13 protein-coding genes and 1 pseudogene are annotated in these 19,319 nt (G+C 69.7%); 10 read left to right on the forward strand and 4 right to left on the reverse strand.

The genetic code is table 11. The features are described 5' to 3' along the window. Positions 1 to 439: 439 nt before the first annotated feature. Together FHS42_RS04775 and FHS42_RS04780 are read left to right on the forward strand one after the other, a co-directional pair. A complete protein-coding gene (locus tag FHS42_RS04775) occupies positions 440 to 1,150 on the forward strand; it encodes a papain-like cysteine protease family protein (protein ID WP_246494199.1) in 711 nt (236 codons plus the stop codon). A 14-nt stretch (positions 1,151 to 1,164) separates the two neighbouring features. Further along, the gene (locus FHS42_RS04780) at positions 1,165 to 2,118 is read left to right on the forward strand and encodes a hypothetical protein (protein ID WP_184569261.1); all 954 of its coding nucleotides are present in this window, start codon (positions 1,165 to 1,167) and stop codon (positions 2,116 to 2,118) included. Between the two features lie 295 nt (positions 2,119 to 2,413). Here FHS42_RS04780 and FHS42_RS04785 read toward each other — a convergent pair. Beyond that, positions 2,414 to 3,001: pseudogene (locus FHS42_RS04785) on the reverse strand (helix-turn-helix domain-containing protein); the annotation flags it as partial. Positions 3,002 to 3,357: 356 nt separating this feature from the next. Between FHS42_RS04785 and FHS42_RS04790 the strand changes: the two are divergent. The 3 genes from FHS42_RS04790 to alaS all read left to right on the forward strand — a co-directional run bounded on the left by FHS42_RS04790 (position 3,358) and on the right by alaS (position 7,776). Next, the gene (locus FHS42_RS04790; protein WP_184569263.1) at positions 3,358 to 3,609 is read left to right on the forward strand and encodes a hypothetical protein; all 252 of its coding nucleotides are present in this window, start codon (positions 3,358 to 3,360) and stop codon (positions 3,607 to 3,609) included. A gap of 102 nt (positions 3,610 to 3,711) precedes the next feature. Next, complete coding sequence (gene tsaD / locus FHS42_RS04795) at positions 3,712 to 4,890, forward strand: tRNA (adenosine(37)-N6)-threonylcarbamoyltransferase complex transferase subunit TsaD (RefSeq protein WP_184569264.1); 1,179 nt, start codon at positions 3,712 to 3,714, stop codon at positions 4,888 to 4,890. A 12-nt stretch (positions 4,891 to 4,902) separates the two neighbouring features. Then, positions 4,903 to 7,776, forward strand: coding sequence for an alanine--tRNA ligase (alaS, locus tag FHS42_RS04800; protein WP_184569265.1), 2,874 nt, complete (start codon positions 4,903 to 4,905; stop codon positions 7,774 to 7,776). Positions 7,777 to 8,503: 727 nt separating this feature from the next. On the opposite strand, the gene FHS42_RS04805 is transcribed toward alaS, so the two are convergent. Continuing rightward, positions 8,504 to 9,022, reverse strand: a complete 519-nt coding sequence (locus FHS42_RS04805; protein WP_184569266.1) for a DinB family protein — start codon at positions 9,020 to 9,022, stop codon at positions 8,504 to 8,506. 718 nt (positions 9,023 to 9,740) lie between these two features. Here FHS42_RS04805 and FHS42_RS04810 point away from each other — a divergent pair. The 3 genes from FHS42_RS04810 to FHS42_RS04820 all read left to right on the forward strand — a co-directional run bounded on the left by FHS42_RS04810 (position 9,741) and on the right by FHS42_RS04820 (position 13,264). After that, positions 9,741 to 10,490 (forward strand): class I SAM-dependent methyltransferase, encoded by a 750-nt coding sequence (locus FHS42_RS04810; protein ID WP_184569267.1) that lies wholly within the window; start codon positions 9,741 to 9,743, stop codon positions 10,488 to 10,490. A gap of 163 nt (positions 10,491 to 10,653) precedes the next feature. Continuing rightward, positions 10,654 to 12,084: a WS/DGAT/MGAT family O-acyltransferase gene (locus FHS42_RS04815; protein WP_184569268.1), complete on the forward strand. Its 1,431-nt coding sequence runs from the start codon at positions 10,654 to 10,656 to the stop codon at positions 12,082 to 12,084. A gap of 286 nt (positions 12,085 to 12,370) precedes the next feature. Beyond that, entirely contained in the window at positions 12,371 to 13,264 is an 894-nt protein-coding gene (locus FHS42_RS04820; RefSeq protein WP_184569269.1) for a class I SAM-dependent methyltransferase, read from the forward strand. A gap of 72 nt (positions 13,265 to 13,336) precedes the next feature. On the opposite strand, the gene FHS42_RS04825 is transcribed toward FHS42_RS04820, so the two are convergent. Together FHS42_RS04825 and FHS42_RS04830 are read right to left on the reverse strand one after the other, a co-directional pair. Further along, complete coding sequence (locus tag FHS42_RS04825; RefSeq protein WP_184569270.1) at positions 13,337 to 14,272, reverse strand: SRA domain-containing endonuclease; 936 nt, start codon at positions 14,270 to 14,272, stop codon at positions 13,337 to 13,339. A 1,001-nt stretch (positions 14,273 to 15,273) separates the two neighbouring features. After that, complete coding sequence (locus FHS42_RS04830; protein ID WP_184569861.1) at positions 15,274 to 15,642, reverse strand: hypothetical protein; 369 nt, start codon at positions 15,640 to 15,642, stop codon at positions 15,274 to 15,276. 236 nt (positions 15,643 to 15,878) lie between these two features. Here FHS42_RS04830 and FHS42_RS04835 point away from each other — a divergent pair, with 236 nt between their 5' ends. Further along, on the forward strand, positions 15,879 to 18,206 hold the full coding sequence (locus tag FHS42_RS04835; protein WP_184569271.1) for a heavy metal translocating P-type ATPase: 2,328 nt from the start codon (positions 15,879 to 15,881) through the stop codon (positions 18,204 to 18,206). 374 nt (positions 18,207 to 18,580) lie between these two features. Then, on the forward strand, positions 18,581 to 19,249 hold the full coding sequence (locus FHS42_RS04840; protein ID WP_184569272.1) for a methyltransferase domain-containing protein: 669 nt from the start codon (positions 18,581 to 18,583) through the stop codon (positions 19,247 to 19,249). The last annotated feature ends 70 nt before the right edge of the window (positions 19,250 to 19,319 follow it).

Below are 19,319 nucleotides of genomic sequence, written 5' to 3' on the forward strand. Positions count from 1 at the left end.
CGCGCGGCGGCAGGACCAGCCTTTCCCCAGTCGGGCGGCGAGGCCACAACCGCTCGCGGCAGAGCCCCGCACACGCACCACATCCCGTACTCGCCCCACTCCCACGCCCCACGCACTCACCCAACCCTCAGCCCCACAAGCCCCCAGCTCAACAACGGTCACAGGCGTCACGAGCGCCACATTCCCACCGTCAGCGCACCCCCGCCCCGCCGTACGCACCCCATGCACACCCCGTACGTACCGCACCTCGCACCACCCTCACCGCGCGTTGCCCCCCGTGCACGCCTCGCGCCCCTGCTTCACCCCGTGCGTTCGGCCCGACCTCGTGACGTGTCCCTGGCCCACCTACCCCTGCTGTGCCCGGGTGTGGCCGCACTGCGACCGCCCACTTCCCCCTATGTCGCCCGGCGCTCAACCGCCGGGCGAGAAGGAGAACACGATGATTCCGCGGAATCACTGGACGCCAACGGGTGCCGTAGACACCCCGGCGACACCGCCCGCCTCGGTCCCGATGAAAACGCGAAAGCGGTTGACCCTCGCGCTCGCCGGGGTCGCCGCAGCGGCCTGTCTGGCAGCACCGCTGTCGGGCACGGCCATCGCAGCGGCGCCTGCGGCCCCTGCGCCCGCAGCCGCCCCAGCCGCTGCCGATGCGTCGGCTCCCGCCGCCGGCGCATCGGCCCAACTCGCCTTCACCGAGCTGGTGCAGAGCCAGAACCAGTGGTGCTGGGCCGCCACGGGCCTGTCCATAGCCCGCTACCTCGGTTACGGCCAGAGCACCTCGCAGAACACCTTCTGCACCTACGCCCGCGGCCTACCCCCCACCTCCGCGTGCCCCAACCGCCCCGGGCTCCTCACCGACGTGCAGCGCTCGTGGTCCAAGCTCGGCATGAGCGTGGGCCGCACCACCGGCGTGCTGCCCTTCGCGTCGGTGCAGCAGACGATCAACGCCAACTCGCCGGTCGAGACGGGCATCTACTGGACCTCGGGCGGCGGACACGCGCAGGTCCTGTACGGGTTCGACGCCAACCGCAGCACGCTGATGTACGCCGACCCCTGGCCCAGCAGCCCCCGCTACGGCGAGATGAACTACAACACCTACGTCCGCAACAACCAGTTCCGCTGGGCCGAGTCGCTGTACGGGGAGAAGTGAGCGCGATGACGGACATGAATCGATCCCGCCTGCACGCCTCCCGTAACCGCAACGGCAGCGGCTCACCCACCCTGCGCGGGCTCGGCGGTGCCTCGCTGGTCGCAGGCGTCGGCGCCCTCGTCCTCCTGGCGCCCACCTCGGCCATGGCCAACGACGCCGCGCAGCCGGACGCGCCCAGTTCGGTGTCCGCGGCCGACCGCACCGCCGCCGCGAAGACCCTGACCAGCCAGGACACCACCGACCGCATCGCGTCCTTCTTCGTGCGCCTCGAACAGCGCGAGAACGGGAAGAAGGGCACCACCGTGGACTCCACGGTGACGCGCAGCGAAGCGGCCAAGCAGGCGCCGCGCGTGGTGGGTTCGACGGTTCCCGTCTACTCGCTGAACCCCGACTTCGTGCGGGGCAACAGCTCCGCTTCGGTGCCGGTCGCGGAGTTCGCGTACCTGGCGTCCGAGGCCAGGTCCGCTTCCGGCGAAGCGGCGACGGTGTGGACCGTACGGGACGCGAAGACGCAGGCGTGGAGCGTCGCCAACGTCATATCCGGTACGGACGAGGTCAGCTTCGGTCGCAAGACCGCCGGTGACCTGGTCTTCACCGAGCCGCAGATAGCCGCCTGGTACGCGGTGGACGGCAGCCGGGTGCTGCCGCTCAACAAGTCCGCGCGGGATGCGGTCGGCGCGAAGGGCGTCACCGTCGCGGCGTACCAGGAGCGCGTCCACGACCGGTACGCCGACAAGCTGCCCGGCTCGGCATACCAGCGCTCCGGCAAGCTTGGCGGCATCGCACCGCAGGACGCGGCGCCCGCCGCCGAAGCAGACAAGACCACCACCACCGCATCGGCTCCCGGGTCTGACTCCTCCACCATGTCCGGCTCCGCGATCACCGCCACCGGCGTTGCGGGCAGCGCGCTACTCCTCGGCGCGGGAACGGTCGTGCTCCGCATCCGCCGCCGCAGCCAGGCGCTCTAACCGCGTCGGCCCCACCCGCACCATTCCGGCCGATGTCACTCCGGTTCGGCCGGCGCTTCCCCCGCCACCGTCCCCGCCGCCCCCACGGCGGGGACGGTGGCGGTTTGCCGTCCTGCGCCGGGGGTCAGCGGTCGCCGGTGCCTGGGTCTGGGTCTGGGTCTGGGCGCGAGCCTGGGCTGGAGCCGGTGTCCGGGTACGGGGCTGGTTCGGTGTCGGGGCGCGGGGTTGGGTTCGCGTCGCCGTCTGGGGCGCTGTCTGGGGCACTGTCTGGGGCGCTGTCTGGGGCGTCTCGAAGGCGGCGGGGCTTGGCCCGTACGTGCATGCGCTCGCCCTGCCGGCCGAAGAGGCTGAGCACTTCCACCGGGCCGGTGCCGGTGGTGCCGAACCAGTGCGGCAGCCGGGTGTCGAACTCTGCGGCCTCTCCCGGGTCCATGACCAAGTCGTGGTCGGCCAGCACCAGGCGCAACCGCCCGGAGAGTACGTACAGCCACTCGTACCCCTCATGCGTGCACGGCTTCGGTGTGCTGCGGCTGGCCGGGAGCACCATCTTGAACGTCTGGAGCGGGCCGGGCTGCCGGGTCAAGGGCAGCACCGTGTTGCCGTTCACGTGCTGCGGCGTGAGCCGGATACGGGGGTCGCCGACCTCGGGAGCGCCGACCAACTCATCCAACGGAACCTGGTGGGCCTGAGCGATCGGCAGCAGCAACTCCAGGCTGGGGCGGCGCTGGCCGGACTCAAGACGCGAGAGAGTGCTCTTGGAGATGCCCGTGGTCCGCGAAAGCCCGGCCAGCGTGACGCCGCGCCGCAGGCGCAGCCGCTTGAGCCGGGGGCCGACCTCGGCCAGGGCCTGGGCGATGGCAGGTGAATGCTCCACGTCGCCCATTGCACCGCACCCCTCCCGGTAACGGCAACAAGGTTTGCTGGCAACCGGGTCTCGCCGTGCCCAGCGGCGGCTCCCATGCCAGAGCCCACGCCAGGGTCCACGCCAGAGCCCATACCAGGGTCCATGCCAGAGCCCACGCCGTACGCGATGGCCCCGCGGCCCCGTAGCCAAGGCCGCTGGTACTGCCGCCGCGCCGCGGGTGGTTGAGACATGACGGCAGGGGCAGAAGAAGGGTGCCGCCGACCGGTGTTCCGTGCTTAGCGGGCTTTTCGTAGCGGGCTATTCGTAGCGGGCCGTTTGCGAGTGGCCGTTTGCGACAATGAAAATCGAACGATCGTGGGGGGCAGGAAATGCGCATGGATTTGACCGACGAGCTGCGTTCTAAGGCCGGCGTATTCGCCGATGAGCACGAAGGGCTATGGGTTTCCGTAGCCGAGGGAAACACGGTGGTATTCGGTGGCACACGAGAAGCCGAATTGTTCCGCGCGGCAGCCGACTGGCTCTTCGCCGACCCGCGATGCGAGGTGTTCGCCATCCGCTGGGACCGCGTCCCCCACGATCCCCCACTGCGCCTGGCGATCAGTCTCGAACGCCTACCGGACTCCTAGAAGGGGAGGGCCCGGGGCGCCACTAGCCGGAAGGCAGCACCTTCCTGTGTGCGCCCCGCGCCGGCTCTCGCCCGAAGACCGCTCGATCACGGCAGGTTCCCCATGGCCCCTACGGCGGGTGCGCAGCGCATCGTGCTCGGCATCGAGTCCTCGTGCGATGAGACGGGGGCGGGGCTCGTGGTGGGTGGGCGACTGCTCGGGCAAGCCGTCGCGTCGAGCATGGACGAGCACGCCCGATTCGGCGGTGTGGTGCCGGAGATCGCGGCCCGCGCCCATGTGCAGGCCCTGGCCCCGGTCGTGCGGCAGGCCCTCGCAGACGCGGAGCTCGGCATGGGCGACATCGGAGCCGTCGCCGTGACCACGGGTCCCGGGCTGTCCGGCACACTTCAGGTCGGCCTGTCCGGCGCGAAGGCGCTGGCGTACGCGCTGGGGGTGCCGCTGTATGGCGTGCACCACCTGGCCGGGCATGTCGCCGCCGACACCCTGGAGCACGGGCCGTTGCCCAACCCCTGTGTGGTCCTGATCGTCTCCGGCGGGCACACCTCGCTGCTGCTCGTACGGGATCTCGCCCGCGATGCGGTCACCCACCTGGGGGACACCCTCGATGACGCGGCCGGTGAGTGCTTCGACAAGGTGGCGCGGGTCTTCGGGCTGCCGTACCCAGGTGGGCCTGCCATCGACCGGGCGGCGCGCGAGGGCAACCCGCGCGCCGTGGCGTTTCCGCGCCCGATGACCGGCCCGCGCGACGATCCGTACACCTTCTCCTTCTCCGGCCTCAAGACGGCCGCCGCCCGTTGGGCCGAACGCCACCAGAGCCGCCCGCTGCCCGTCAGCGACGGGGCCGCAGCGCTGCAAGAGGCCATCGCCGATGTGCTGACCCGCAAGGCGGTCGCGGCCTGCGGTGCGCACGAGGTGCGCACGCTGGTCGTGGTGGGCGGCGTCGCCGCGAACTCGCGGGTGCGGGCGCTGGCCGAAGAACGCTGCCGGGCCGCGGGCATCACGCTGCGCGTGCCGCCGCCGCGGCTGTGCACCGACAATGGGGCCATGATCGCGGCCGTGGGTGATCTGCTGGTACGGGCGGGCGCCGAGCCCGCTCCGCTGGACGTGTCGATCGACCCGTCCGCGCCCCTGGAGTACGCGGCCCTGCACCCTGTCGCCACTCCCCGCCCCACCCCTGTCCCCAGCCTCAGCAGCGCGCCTGGCGCAGCGCTCCCCGCCCCGGCCGGCGGTGGCATCGCGGCGCCGCCGCGCCAGCCCCCACCGCGCCAGCCCCCCGTCTGACCGGAGCCTGATGTGCGTACCGCCGAGATCCGCACCCGCTTCCTCGACTACTTCGCCGAGCGCGGCCACACCATCGTCCCCAGCGCCCCGCTGCCGACGCCGGACCCGACGCTGTTGTTCGTCAACGCGGGCATGGTGCCGTTCAAGCCGTATCTGACGGGCGAGGCGGCGGCGCCATGGCAGCGGGCGGCCAGCGTGCAAAAGTGCGTGCGAACGCTGGACATCGAGGAGGTGGGCCGCACCACCCGGCACGGCTCGTTCTTCCAGATGAACGGCAATTTCTCGTTCGGCGACTACTTCAAGGAAGAGGCCATCGGGTTCGCGTGGGAGCTGTCCACGCTGCCGATCGCCGAGGGTGGCTACGGACTCGACCCGGACCGCATCTGGGTCACCGTCCACCACACCGACCAGGAGAGCGCGGCGCTGTGGAAGCGCCTCGCCGGGCTGCCCGACGAGCGGATCGTGACGCGCGGCGACGAGGACAACTTCTGGTCCATGGGCGTACCGGGCCCGTGCGGACCCGCATCAGAGCTGTACTACGACCGGGGCCCAGCGCTCGGCCGGCCAGGCGGTCCCGCCGTGGACGAGGACCGGTACATGGAGTTTTGGAACCTGGTCTTCATGCAGTACGAGCGCGGGGAAGGCCCCGGCAAGTCGGGCTACCCCATCGTGCGCGAGTTGCCCCGGCGCAACATCGACACCGGCCTCGGCCTGGAGCGCATGGCGACCCTCCTGCAAGGCGTCGGCAACCTCTACGAGACGGATGAGACCCGCCCCATCCTGGACCGCGCCGCCGAGTTGGCCGGCGTGCGCTACGGCGCGACGAACGGTGCGGGGCGCGGGGTGCGTGACGCGAGCGGGGTGGGCAGCGCGGCCGGGAAGAATGGTGCGGGCGGACCGAACGGTGCAGCCCTAGCGGATGGTGCGCGCGAGGCGAACAGTGCAGCCGGGGCTTCGGCACACGGCTCGGACGTCGCCCTGCGGGTCGTCGCCGACCACGTCCGTACGGCCCTGATGCTGCTCGCCGATGGCACCGCCCCCGGCAACGAGGGCCGCGGCTACGTACTGCGCCGCATCCTGCGCCGCGCCATCCGCGCCATGCGCCAACTCGGCTATCACGACCCGGTGTTGCCCCTTTTGCTGCCAGTCGCCCGCGACCGCATGGCGCCCAGCTACCCGGAGGTCGTGGACTCCTACGAGCGGATCGCGGACCAGGCGGAGGCGGAGGAGAACGCGTTCGGCGCCACGCTGCGCCAGGGCACGACCGTCCTTGACACCGCCGTCGCCCAGGTGAAGGCGGCGGGCGGGCGCCAGTTGCCCGGTGCGCAGGTCTTCAGGCTGCACGACACGTACGGCTTCCCCGTGGACCTCACGTTGGAGATGGCCGCCGAACAGGGCGTGGAGGTGGACCGCGAGGGCTTTACCGCGCTGATGCGCGAGCAGCGCGAGCGGGCGCGGGCCGACGCGCGGGCCCGCAAGTCCGGCGGCGCGGCCGATACGACGGCGCTACGCGAGGTACTGGACGCTCACGGGCCCACCGACTGGCGAGCCTGGACCGCCCTGACCACCACATCGCAAGTGCTGGCCCTGCTCGGCCCGGCCGGTCCCGTGCCCGTGGCCCGGGAGGGCGAACTCGTCACGGCGATCTTGGACCGTACGCCGTTCTACGCCGAGTCGGGCGGGCAGGAGAGCGACGCGGGACGGCTGTCCAGCGCATCGGCCGAGGCGGAGGTCATCGACGTACAGCGACCGCTGACCGGGCTCGTCGCCCATCAGATCCGGGTCACGGCCGGCGAACTCGCCCCCGGGGACAGCGTGCACGCGGCCGTCGATGACGAGTGGCGCCTCGGCGCCCGACAGGCCCACTCCGGAACCCACGTCCTGCACGCGGCGCTGCGCGAGATCCTAGGCCCCACCGCCCTCCAGGCCGGCTCGTACAACCGACCCGGCTATCTACGCCTCGACTTCCCCTGGCGCGGCGGCCTGTCGGCCGCGGCCCGCAGCGAGGTCGAAGAGGCCGCGAACCGCGCGCTGCGCCACGACCTGCCGGTCGATGTGCGGTGGATGACGCTGCCGCAGGCCAAGGAGTTGGGCGCGCTGGCGCTGTTCGACGAGACGTACGGCGAACAGGTACGGGTCGTCGAGATCGGCGGTCCCTGGTCGCGGGAGCTATGCGGTGGTACGCATGTGGAGCACGCGGCGCAGATCGGCACGGTCGCGCTCACAGCGGAGGGCTCGGTCGGCGCGGGCATGCGCCGCCTGGAGGCTGCCGTGGGCATCGAGGGCTTCGGCTACCTGGCGCGCGAGCGTGACCTGGTGGCCCAGATCGCGGAACAACTTCAGGCGCCGCGCGCCGAACTCCCGGATCGGGTGGCCGCGCTGCTGGCCCGGCTGAAGACGGTGGACCGCGAAAACCAGCGGCTGCGACAGCGCGCACTGCTCTCCCACGCCGCAGCCCTAGCGGCGGGAGCGGTGCCGGTGCCCACAGCGACGGCCCCGGCACCGGGCGGTACGGGGGCGGCGCACGCGGGTCCTTCGCACGCCGGAGCCCCGGGTGGGCCGGGCGATGTGCTCGTGGTGACGGCGGAGACGGACGGCGACGCCGCCGACGCCCGCGCGCTCGCCCTGGCCGTACGCGACCGACTACCCGCCGACCGGCCCGGCCTGGTGGCGACGGCGGCCCGTAGCGGAGACCGAGCGGTAGTAGCCGTAGCCGTGAACGCGACGGGTACCGCCGCCGGCCTGTCCGCGACCACCCTCGTCAAGCACCTCCTTGGCGGACGCGGCGGCGGCACCCCCGAGGTAGCCCAGGGCGGCGGCGCGACGGGGGCGCCGGCTGAACTGCTGAGCCAGGTCGCCGAGTTGGTACGCAGTTCGGGTGTGTGAGCGCGTTGCGGGACGGGTCGGCAGTCCAGGGCCGGAGGCCGAGCCGTCCGCGCGGGCCGGGCTGCGCCCCCGCACGGGCAGGCCGACCGACAGCACACAACCAAACGACAACGCCCCTGCCCTCACCAGCAGCTTCGCGTTCCTCATCGTCCGCAGCGGAGGACCACACGTCTCCGTTCTGAGACACCCGCGAGTCGGGATCGGTGACGGCGTCCTGGTGTTCTTGCGGGCCCCACCCGTCTTCGCCCTTCTTCCCCACCTTGACCCACCTCTTCCAAGTTGCCCACCGTCAGGGCAGGCGAGTCGCGTTCTTACGGAGTGGCCGTGAACCAGGTGTGCCTGCACAGCATGTTGTCCACTGCCAACGCGCTTTCGGGGTCATTGGAGTCGGCCACCTACGGGCCGATCCCGGCGCTCGGCGTACTGCACAGGTTGCCGACCGCACAGGAGCTTTGTCGCTCTAGGTAACCGACTCGCCACACACGGCGGTACCGTGGGGCGGAGCTCACGTCTCAAGAACGCTCAAGAGCTTCGATGCGCTGGGAAGTGTGCAGTCAGATGCCGCCACCAAAGCCGAACACCAACTTGGAAGGACTGTTCCAAGAGACCGGTTGGACTTTGCGTCAGTTCGCGCAGGCCGTCAACCACACTGCCACCGAGGCGGGTACGCCCACGATGTACCGCGCCGCATCCGGCCTTGGCCGAAGGAGTTGCGAGGCGGCCGGTCTTAGGCCAGGACCTTCCATCGTCGGCCGTCGATGAGCTCTCGTGCCGCGTCGAGATGGCCGGCGTGGCACGCGGTCTCGGTGATGACGTGCAGCAGGACGTCCCGAACGGTGTGCAAGTGTGGTTCACCGAAGAGGTGGTGGGGCCACCAGACCAGGGGCGTGTCCGCAGCCGCAGCTTCGATGACGGTGTTGGCGAGCTCCACCTCCGTGCGGTACTGGCCGAGGACCTCGGTGTGCGAGACGTCGGGTGCCACCTGCCAGGCGTCGTCGATGTCGTCCAGGGCCTTGATGACGGCCGGGTCGCCAGTGACGACGGCGCGAAACCAGAATCGCTCGACGTCGAGCGCGAGGTGCTGGACGAGCCCCAGGCAGTTCCATCCGGATGGCAGCACGGTCCGCCGCAATGCCTCCGTGTCGAGCCCTTCGAGTATGCCGAGGACGTGCCGGCGCTGTCCGTCCAGGACGAAAAGGAGTGCCCGGATCTCGGCGTTCGGTGCCGCGGTTGAGGTCGTGGTCACTGTGCAATCTCCCAGCTGTGTACGCCCGGATCACGGAAGCCGACGGCCCGTGTTCCCTAGGGCCGGTCCAACGGACCGTTGAGCAGCGTCACGCTTCCGGGCCACGCGGTATCGCTTGTCGTATGCGTCACGGCTACAAATGATCTACGAGTGGCCGCACTCTGTATAGGGGGCGGCGGGGTCCTCTGGCGAGCCACACCCCGCGTCGGTCCAGACCCGCATCGTGCCATCCGGGCGGACGGTCACCCCGTATTGGCCCACGCCTGGCCGTCCGGCCGGCTCCCACGCCCCGTAGGCCCTCGCGATCCGATCCCACAACCGGTGCGAGCCGTACTGCCGGACAGTAAAACGGTCCGAGCGTTGGCCGTCATAGTCCACACGAGCCCAAGAGGTGCCCAGGTCGTCAGCGATCCACAACCGAGTGTGAGCTGCTGCGTCGGTTCCGGTTCCTGGGCCTGGGCCTGGGCCTGGGCCGGGGCCGGGGGCGGGGGCGGGTGTTCAGCAATCTCGTCGGTCAAGGCGTGCACGTCCACGCTGATGCTAACGATGTGGACACCGCGCATCGCATGGCCCGCCGCACGCCCCCGCAACGGCTCACTAGCCCCGGTACACCCCGCGCAGTGACCGCCCAACCGCACAGGCAATCGGCCCCTGTAGCGTCCCTCACAGGCGTCCGATATGCGGGCGCAGGGCGAATGAGTTGGCGAGGGAGACCAGCGTGGACTACGACGAGTTGATCGACGAGGGGCTGACGACGCCGTTCGAGGGTTGGGACTTCGGGGTCTTTCGGGGGCGCTACGCCGAGGCAAGCGTCACCGACCTGCCGTGGAGTTATCCGCAGCTCGTACGCGACCAGCTACCGGCTGCTGCATCGCTGCTCGACCTGGGTACGGGCGGTGGTGAGGTGCTGGCGTCACTGGCGCCGTTGCCCGCTCGTACGGCAGCGACCGAGGGCTTCGCACCGAACGTACCGGTGGCCCGGCGACGCCTTGAGCCGATGGGCATCGAGGTTTCCGAGGTCGGCGACGACGATCAACTACCCTTCGCTGACTCTGCGTTCGACCTCATCGTCAGTCGGCACGAGTCCTACGACCCGACCGAGATTCGCCGCGTCCTTGCGCCCGGTGGAGTGTTCGTCACCCAGCAGGTCGGCGGCGGCGACCTCGCGGAGGTCAACCAGGCACTCGGCGCACCCGAGCATGAGTACGCCGACTGGAACCTGCGCGCCGCCGCCGAGGAGTTGACCGCCGCCGGGTTCACCGTGACCTGGGAGGGCGAGGCCCGGTTGCCGGCCACCTTCCACGACATCGGCGCCCTCGTACTCTTCCTCCGCATCACCCCCTGGCACGTCCCCGACTTCACCGTGGAGCGCTACGCCGGCCCCCTGCGCGACCTGCACTCCACCATGAGCGCGGGGCAGCCGTTGCAGGCCTTGTGCCATCGGTTCGCCCTGGTCGCGAGGCCGTAAGCCGGTACAGCGGAGCTCTGCGCCGTCGGGCCAATCGGCCGGCGGTGGGCCCGACGTAGAGTCGCCGCACACCCCCGCCATTGGGCCCCGTCGTCAACCATCAGGGGCAGGTGACAGGTGGCAGGTGGCAGGTGGCAGGTGGCAGAGGGATGAGAGGTCGCAGATGAATACATCCGCCCACTACGGCACCGGGCCGATCGATCACGCCTTCCTGGCGCTCGCCAGGCAGCACCAGCCCACCACCGGCTTCTTCCTCGACTTCGCCGGCCCCGTACCCGACTTCGAAGTCCTGACGCGCCGGGTCATTCGGCGTGCGGCCGAATTGCCCGCGCTGAATCTGCTACGCCCTGCCGAGCGGGGGCGGCAGCGGCGGCGGTGGCGTCCACGGACTGCCGAGTTCGATGCCGCCGTGCACTGTCGTCAGCGCAGCGGCTTGTCCGGGCCCGGCGAACTGGCCGCCGCAACGAACGCGTTGCTGCGCCAGCCGCTGCCCGGAGCGGATCATCCGCCGTGGGACCTGTGGCTTCTCGCCGAGACCACTGAGAGCACCGAGAGCGCTGCCATCACCAAGAGCGCTGAGAACACCGAGAACACCAGCACGACCAGCACCGCATCCGGCGCCATCGACGGTGATGGGGTGGTGGTGGGCCGGTTCCGGCTGTGCCTGCGAGTGCATCACGCCGTGCAGGACGGTGTGGGTGCGGCGTATACGGCGCTGGCCCTGTTGGGTGACGCCACGGTGGCCGGCCCGCCTCTGTATCCGGCCCGCCGGCCGACGCCGGCGGGCGTGCTGCGGGGCGCGTCGGACGCCGTGCGCCAGCTCCGCCCCTACCGGTCGTGGCCCACGCTGCGCGTCCCGCCTGCCCGCCGCACCGCGTGGACCAGCCAAGACGTGCCCGTACGCGATGTGCGGCGGCTGGCTGACGCGTGGGGGATCAGCGTCAACGATGTCTGTCTGGCCGGGTTGGCGCAGGCAGTGCGGGCCTGGCGCCTGGCCGATGCGGCGTCCGCGTCCGGCTGTCCCGACCTGCCGATCCTTGTGGCGATGTCCACGCGCGGCCCCGGCGAGCAGTACGTGCCGGGCAACCATGTGGTCGGGTATCGCCTGGTGTTGCCATCGGGTACCGCCCGGTTCGCGGACGCCGCGGCCCGCGTGCGCCGCCAGACCGATGCCGTACGCCGCACCCGGACCCGCGACGCGCGCCGCGTCGTCATGCAGAACGTGCCGCACCGCGTGGGTGAGTGGGCCATGGGCTTCGTGAAGAACGCGGTGCCGATCGGTGCCAGCTCGGTCACCCTCGCCGACGAGGTGACCTGCCTTGGGGCGCCCCTCACCGGGGCCTCGATGTTTTACGACGTGCATGACGCGCTGCTCGCTTACGTGTCGTTCACACGGGCGGGCGGTGTCATCCGGTGCGGAGTGGTGTACGACGAGGCCCTACCGAACGCTGCCCACCTCCCGCACCACTGGCGGGAGGTCATCGACGGGTCGAGCGGTGGCGACGATTCACCAACTCTCCCACCCGCGACGGCGGCAACGACGGACGGTCGAAAGCCATCGGGACGACCGGGACGACCGGGACGATCAGGATGATCGGGACGACCGGGAGGGTCTGGAGAGCCGGGCCCGGGTCGGTCGGAATAGCCACGATCCGGACGACGAGGGTGGCACTGCTCACGCCCGCAAACTCGCGGTGTGAGCAGTGCCGGGTGGCCCGCGTACGACGGTGAAAGGCCTGGGCCGACGCATACCCGGAGTTGGCCGACCGAATGGCAGCCCGAGCGACCGGGTGGCTGGATGGCTGACCGGGTGACTGGATGTACCGGCCCCGTGGCCTGGCGCCCTAGTGGGCTCCGTAACCGCCGAGTAGAAAGAGCGGATGACTGCCGACGAACACGAACTCACTATCGATGAGATGGTCAGCGTCAACCGGCACAACTGGGACGCCCGCACACCCGTCCATGTGGCCAGCGAGTTCTACGGCCTCAACGGCTCCCACACCTCCGACCACTGGTTCACCGCCTTCGAGTGGGAGGACCTGGGTGACCTCACGGGGCAGGACGTCCTGCACCTGCAATGTCACCTCGGGACCGAGACCCTGGCGTTCGCCGAGCGCGGCGCGGCGCACACCACCGGGCTCGACTTCTCCGGCGCCGCCATCGCCCAGGCACGCCGCCTCGCGGCCAGCGCGGGCCAAGACGTCACGTATGTGGAAGCCGATGTCCATGACGCGGTGGCCGCGCTCAGCCGACAGCGCTTCGATGTCGTCTACACCGGCAAGGGCGCCCTGTGCTATCTGCCGGATCTTCCTCGCTGGGCTCGGACCGTTGCGGCGCTGCTACGGCCGGGCGGCTTCCTTTACCTGGTGGAGTTCCACCCCCTGCTGAACTCCCTCGGTTCGGTGCCGCAACCGGACGAGCAGTTCCTCCGGCTGCGGCAGGACTACCTGGGAGGGCGCGGCCCGCTGCGTACCGACGTACCCCGCACCTACACCGACGGGCCCCCGCTGGCCGAGGCGACCACGTGTTACGAATGGCGGCACGGCCTCGGCGATATCGTGACGGCCCTGCTGGGAGCGGGCCTGAGTATCGAGGTCTTCCGCGAGACGGACCTCCTGCCCTGGCCACGCTTCGAGGGCATGGAACCTACCGACGACGGCTGGTGGCGCCTGCCCGCCCGCGACCCCAAGATTCCGCTGATGTTCGCCCTTCGCGCACGCCGATCCGTGAGCACGAATCAGGACGGAAGGCCAGGTCGGAGGCGGAATTGGTGACGGGTGCGGGAGCTTGGCCAGCCACGGGGACGCGTTGGTGGTGTGCTCGCTCGCAGCAGCTGGGTTGCCCGGCTACAGCGGGAGCTCCAACAGCGTGCTGTCATACCCCTTTCCCGCTGGCCACACCACGGCGCACCCCTGGCTCTCGGCCAGGGACAACAGGTCCTGACGCGGTCGGGAAGGCAGCAGGATGGCGCGCGTCGTGTGCTCTACGAACCGTCCGTAATCGGCCAACTGACCAAGCGCCATACGAATGTTCTCCCGTGTCACGCTTCCTTTGGCCTCGATCAACAGCCCCAACTCCGGGACGTACAGGTCAGTGAAGAGCGGGCGACTCTCACCGGGCGGCAACAACCGGTGCCGGTGCGGGCGGTGCCCCTTGCCTTTCAGGTGATCAGCAAGGTCAGCGACGAGCCGCGCCTCCTTGCGTTCGGCCTGGTAGGGCTCGCGGTTCGGGTTGACGAACGTCTTTTCGCTCTCGTTGCGTTCCAGCGGCAGTTCATCCACCAGGTTCGGCTTGCTGTCGAGCAGCCGGCCGAGCCTGGTGCCCGGGCTCTGCGGGGCGGCATCCACGGGCTTGAGCCGGAAGACGATGACCTTGCGCAGCGGACCGCCGTTGGTTTCGGGCGCATCGGCCTCGTACCAGGGGTCGTCCTGGTCCACGACGAACTCGCCGAGGTACGTCACGATGCCCCTGGCACCCTGAAAAACCCGCAACGCGCGGCCTTCGGCCTGGTGGTTGAGGATGCTGGCGTTGCCGGAGATCATCCGCTGGTCCCCGTACTGACCTTCGCCGCTGTAGTGGAAGAGGCCATCCGGCATCCAGTCGTCGTAGTACCCGTGTTTCTCGCCAGCGACGGGGTCGGTGAAGACGAACACGTGAGGGCTCTTGGCCGAGGGCCCGATGCCTCCCTGAGTCCGCCCGCCGTAGGTGGTGTGCAGGTCCCTACGGGCCATCTTCTCACCGGGCTTGAGCGTCCAAGCCGGCGTCGAGGCGGTGTCAGTCATACGGCTCCTCAGTTTGGCGCGGCAGTCGATAACTCCCGCGGCTGAGCTCCACGTTCCGTGTCGCACGTCGCACATCGCACATCGCACATCGCACGTCGCACATCGCACGCCGCACGCCGCGATGCCGCGCGCACCGCGCACCGCGCTCGCGTGCGATCACCAGGCACCGTGGAGCCTCGTCGGATTGCCACCCTCTCAGACGCCATCCAAATCGGATACCCAATTTCGGCATCCGATCTGAGACGGATCTCCCTCTACGCCATCGGCGCCCGCCCCCATTTGGTGGTTTTTCTGCCTCCTTGAGGCTTTACGTTAAGGACTCTGCGGTGAGGGCTTTGCCTGCGGTCCTGCCTGCGGTCCTGACGCTACGGAATCTCACGTGGGCTCTGTACTAGGAATCTGAGGTCCCGGCTTTGTGGGGAGAACTCGCTCCAGAGGTGCCGTTGCCGCCTCGCGCATTTCGGCTCGCATCGTCAGCCTGACTGCCTTAGCCCGTTCGACCAGAGAGTACCGTCTTGGCGCGGTACCAATTCCGAAAACCGGAGTACGGCTGATGCGCCGGGGACCATCGCGAGCCAGGTCGTTGCCGAGTCGGAATGGGGGCGGGCTTGGGGCTGAGATTGCGGTCGAAGTCACGGCCGAAGTCACGGCCGAAGGTCGGGCCAGGGCCGGGGCGAGGGCGGGGCCGAATTCCGGGGTAGATACCCTCCACGCGCTTTCTCCGGAACCTCACTACCATTTCCTAGGTCACACCCGCTCTCCTGGCCGAGCCTCCCCCCCGTGCACCTCACCCACCTCACAACTCTCGCCCCCGACATTCGCCCAGCCGCCCTTGCGGGCGAGCTTATGCGTCGCGGGCAGCGCCTTTTCCCCGCCCGGTGGCTTTCCCAAGGCCGCCTCCCGTTCCGTCAATCTCGCGTTCCCCGACGTCAACGGCGCGTACTCCTACGTCAACAACTCGCTTCAGCGCGCCGACAACCGTCTAGTCACTCGGCCCTACCTCACGCCCCCGGAGCCGCGATACGGAAGGCGGCACGGGAGGCCCCGGCGTGGGACTCGGGTCCGGTCGGGTGGTCGGTGTGGGTAGCTGGTTTCGGGTCGGAGACGGGATCGATGGCCGAGCCCACGCCGTACGCGACACCGAATGTCGCGGCGAGCACGGCGGCGAACGCGGCCACCTTCAGCGCCACCTTCAGCGCCGCCCCGCGACCTGAGTTCCTGACCGCGCTTTCGCCGCCGCGCGAAGCGGTGTCCTTGGCCGCGTACGGGGCAGCGCTCGTGCCGGTGTTCTCGCCGGTGGGTGCGGCGGTGGCCGGGGCGATGGTGGCCGGGGCGGCGCTGGCAGGGTCGGTGCTTCCGCCGGTTTCCATGGCAGATCTCCTTCGATGGCCAGACCTCTGGAAGAGAGCGGACTGAGTGTCCGCACTGGTCAAGGTACCCCTAGGGGGTAGCAAGTCAAGGAGTCGCCCACTCTTGCTTCATTTACACCCCGGGGGTATACATGGAGAGGAAGTAGAGATACCCCCCGGGGGTAGTCCGTCGGCGGACTACCGCGCCAGAAATTCGTCAGCAGAGGGACTCCACCGCGAGGCACAAGGAGCAGAGGATGACCAGCACGGTGACGGAGACGGCCGAGGTTGAGCTCGCCATCGGCGGGATGACCTGCGCCTCGTGCGCCGCACGGATCGAGAAGAAACTCAACCGCATGGACGGCGTGGCCGCCACGGTCAACTACGCCACAGAAAAGGCCAAGGTCAGCTACGGCGACGGCGTCACGGTGGCCGACCTGATCGACACGGTCAAGGCCACGGGCTACAGCGCGGCGCCGCCCGCCCCCGCCCGCTCGCGGCGGTCTGCCCCCAGCGGCGCACCCGGCGCGCGGGCCGTCGCGGCGGCGGACGATGCCGGACACGCGCAGCCGCGAGCCCCCGGCGCTGGGGGCGTTGGTGCGGCGCCCGATCCGCTCGTCACGCTGCGCGAACGATTGATCACCGCCATCGTGCTTGCCGTGCCGGTGATCGCCATGGCCATGGTGCCCGCCTGGCAGTTCGAGAACTGGCAATGGCTGTCGCTCACGCTCGCGGCACCCGTCGTGACGTACGCGGCCTGGCCCTTCCACCGCGCCGCATTCACCAACGCGCGGCACGGCGCGGCCACCATGGACACGCTGATATCGCTCGGCACCAGCGCCGCATTTCTCTGGTCCCTTTGGGCGCTGTTCTTCGGGACTGCCGGCACCCCCGGCATGACCCACGGCTTTGAGCTGACCATCGCCCGTACCGATGGCGCGGGCAACATCTATTTGGAGGCGGCGGCCGGCGTCACCGCGTTCATCTTGGCTGGCCGGTACTTCGAGGTCCGGTCCAAGCGCAAGGCCGGGGCCGCCCTGAAGGCACTCCTTGAACTGGGCGCCAAGGAGGTCACCGTGGTCCGCGGGGGCCGCGAGGAGCGGATCGCCGTCGAGGACCTGGCGGTCGGCGACCGATTCGTGGTGCGGCCCGGCGAGAAGATCGCGACCGATGGCCTGATCGTCGAGGGCAGCTCGGCCGTGGACGCCTCCATGCTCACCGGCGAGTCCGTCCCGGTGGAGGTCACGACCGGCGACGCGGTAACCGGGGCCACGCTCAACGCGGGTGGTCGCCTGGTGGTCGAGGCCACCCGGGTCGGCGCCGATACCCAACTGGCCCGGATGGCCAAGCTGGTGGAGGACGCACAGAACGGGAAAGCCGCCGCTCAGCGCCTCGCCGACCGCATCTCGGCCGTCTTCGTACCCGTCGTCATCGCCTTGGCCGTTGGCACGCTCGGTTTCTGGCTCGGCAACGGGGCAGGGCTGACCGCCGCGTTCACCGCGGCCGTGGCCGTACTGATCATCGCCTGCCCGTGCGCCCTGGGCCTGGCCACGCCGACCGCGCTCATGGTCGGCACCGGACGCGGCGCCCAACTCGGCATCCTGATCAAGGGGCCGGAGGTGCTGGAGACCACGCGTCGGGCCGACACCATCGTCTTGGACAAGACCGGCACCGTCACCACCGGCAAGATGACCCTGCTCGCCACGCACACCACCGACGGCACCGATGCGGACGAGGTACTGCGGCTCGCCGGCGCCCTGGAGTACGCGTCCGAGCACCCGATCGCGCAGGCGGTCGCCGCCGGAGCCATGGAGCGCGTCGGTACGCTGCCGACCCCTGAGGACTTCGCCAACGTGCCCGGGCTCGGCGTGCAGGGCGTCGTGGCCGGTCACGCCGTCCTGGTCGGCCGCGAAAAGCTGCTCCACGCATGGGCCATGGACCTCCCCGACGCGCTGCGCCAGGCCAAGGACGCGGCGCAGGCCCGCGGGCGAACCGCCATCGTCGTCGCCTGGGACGGGCGGGCCCGCGCCGTCCTTGAGGTCGCCGACGCGGTCAAGGACACCAGCGCGGAAGCCGTCGCCCGACTGCGCGCACTCGGCCTCGCTCCCATTCTGCTGACCGGGGACAACGCGGCCGTCGCCCACGCCGTCGCGCACGAGGTCGGCATCGATGAGGTGATCGCCGAAGTCATGCCGCAGGACAAGGTGGACGTGATCAAGCGGCTGCAAGCCGAGGGCCGCTCGGTGGCGATGGTCGGCGATGGCGTCAACGACGCCGCCGCACTCGCCCAGGCCGACCTGGGCCTTGCGATGGGAACCGGCACGGACGCCGCGATCGAGGCCGGCGATCTGACGCTCGTACGCGGAGATCTACGGGCTGCCGCCGACGCCATCCGGCTTTCCCGGCGAACCCTGCGCACCATCAGGTCCAACCTTTTTTGGGCCTTCGCCTACAACGTCGCAGCGCTGCCGCTGGCCGCGGCCGGGCTGCTCAACCCGATGATCGCCGGCGCCGCCATGGCGTTCTCTTCGGTCTTCGTGGTGGGCAACAGCCTGCGGCTGCGCCGCTTCCGAGCGCTGACCTAAACGTTCACGCACACCGTGGGAGAACCACAACCAAACAGAGCGGGGTCGGATGGTCTTCCGGCCCCGCTCGTGTGTGAGCATGACGCCCACTCCTAAGAGAATTCATTTAATCCTATTACCTGCCTTTCATTGCGCAGGCGACAATTGGCCCGCCTTCCCGTTACCCTCGGAAGGCGGGCCATCATCCTTCACGACCTGAAGGAAACGTTTCCCTGCCCCCCTGCATGTATTTCGCCAATCCCTTTCCCTTTCCCGACGTAACTCAGAACGCCGGGACCTTTCACGCCCGCCAAGAAATCCGTGAACAAGACCAACCGCCATCGCGGAACCGGATTCCACTCCCTCGCGTACCGCATTACCGCTAGGAGTTTTTTATGGCCATTATCCCTACAATCGAAGACGTCGTCGCCGGGCAAAAGTCGTATACGCCCTTCACCCTGAGTTTCTACGACCTCACCGTCTACGGAGTCACCTGCCCGCTGCTGTGGAAAGTCTCGCGCCACGAACTGCTCAAGCTCTACAACCGCAACATTTCCGCAGAGCACCTCGACATCGGCGTCGGCTCGGGATATCTGCTGAGCAAGTGCACCATGCCGAGTGCCAACCAACGCATCACCTTGCTCGACATGAATCCACACTGCCTGTCCCACGTCTCGCGCCGACTCTCGCGCTACCGGATCTCCACGGCCCAGGGCAATGTCCTGGAGCCGTTCCCACTGCCTGAGCGGTCACACGGCTCAGCAGCCCTCAACCTCATGCTGCACTGTGTGCCTGGTGACTTCGCGCACAAGGGCGTTGCCTTCGACCACGCTGCCGCATGCGTACGGCCCGGCGGCAAGATCTTCGGCAGCACCGTGCTCTCCCAGGGGGTGCCGGTCACCAAGGCCGCGCGGCTCGCCTTAGACCGCCTCAACGCAGGCAGGGACTTCAACAACCGCCATGACAACCTCCACGACCTACGCCACGAACTCAGCGCCCGCTTCAGCACCTTCACGCTCACCGTGCACGGGTGCACCGCCCTGTTCGAGGCCACGGTGGAATAGCGAACGCCCCTTTTCGACGAGGTGGGAGCGGTCGGTGGCCGCCGTCACGACCGCAGCACGAGAGCGGCGG

Origin of the sequence: Streptomyces zagrosensis (genome assembly GCF_014203645.1) — a bacterium.
Classification (GTDB): Bacteria; Actinomycetota; Actinomycetes; order Streptomycetales; family Streptomycetaceae; genus Streptomyces; species Streptomyces zagrosensis.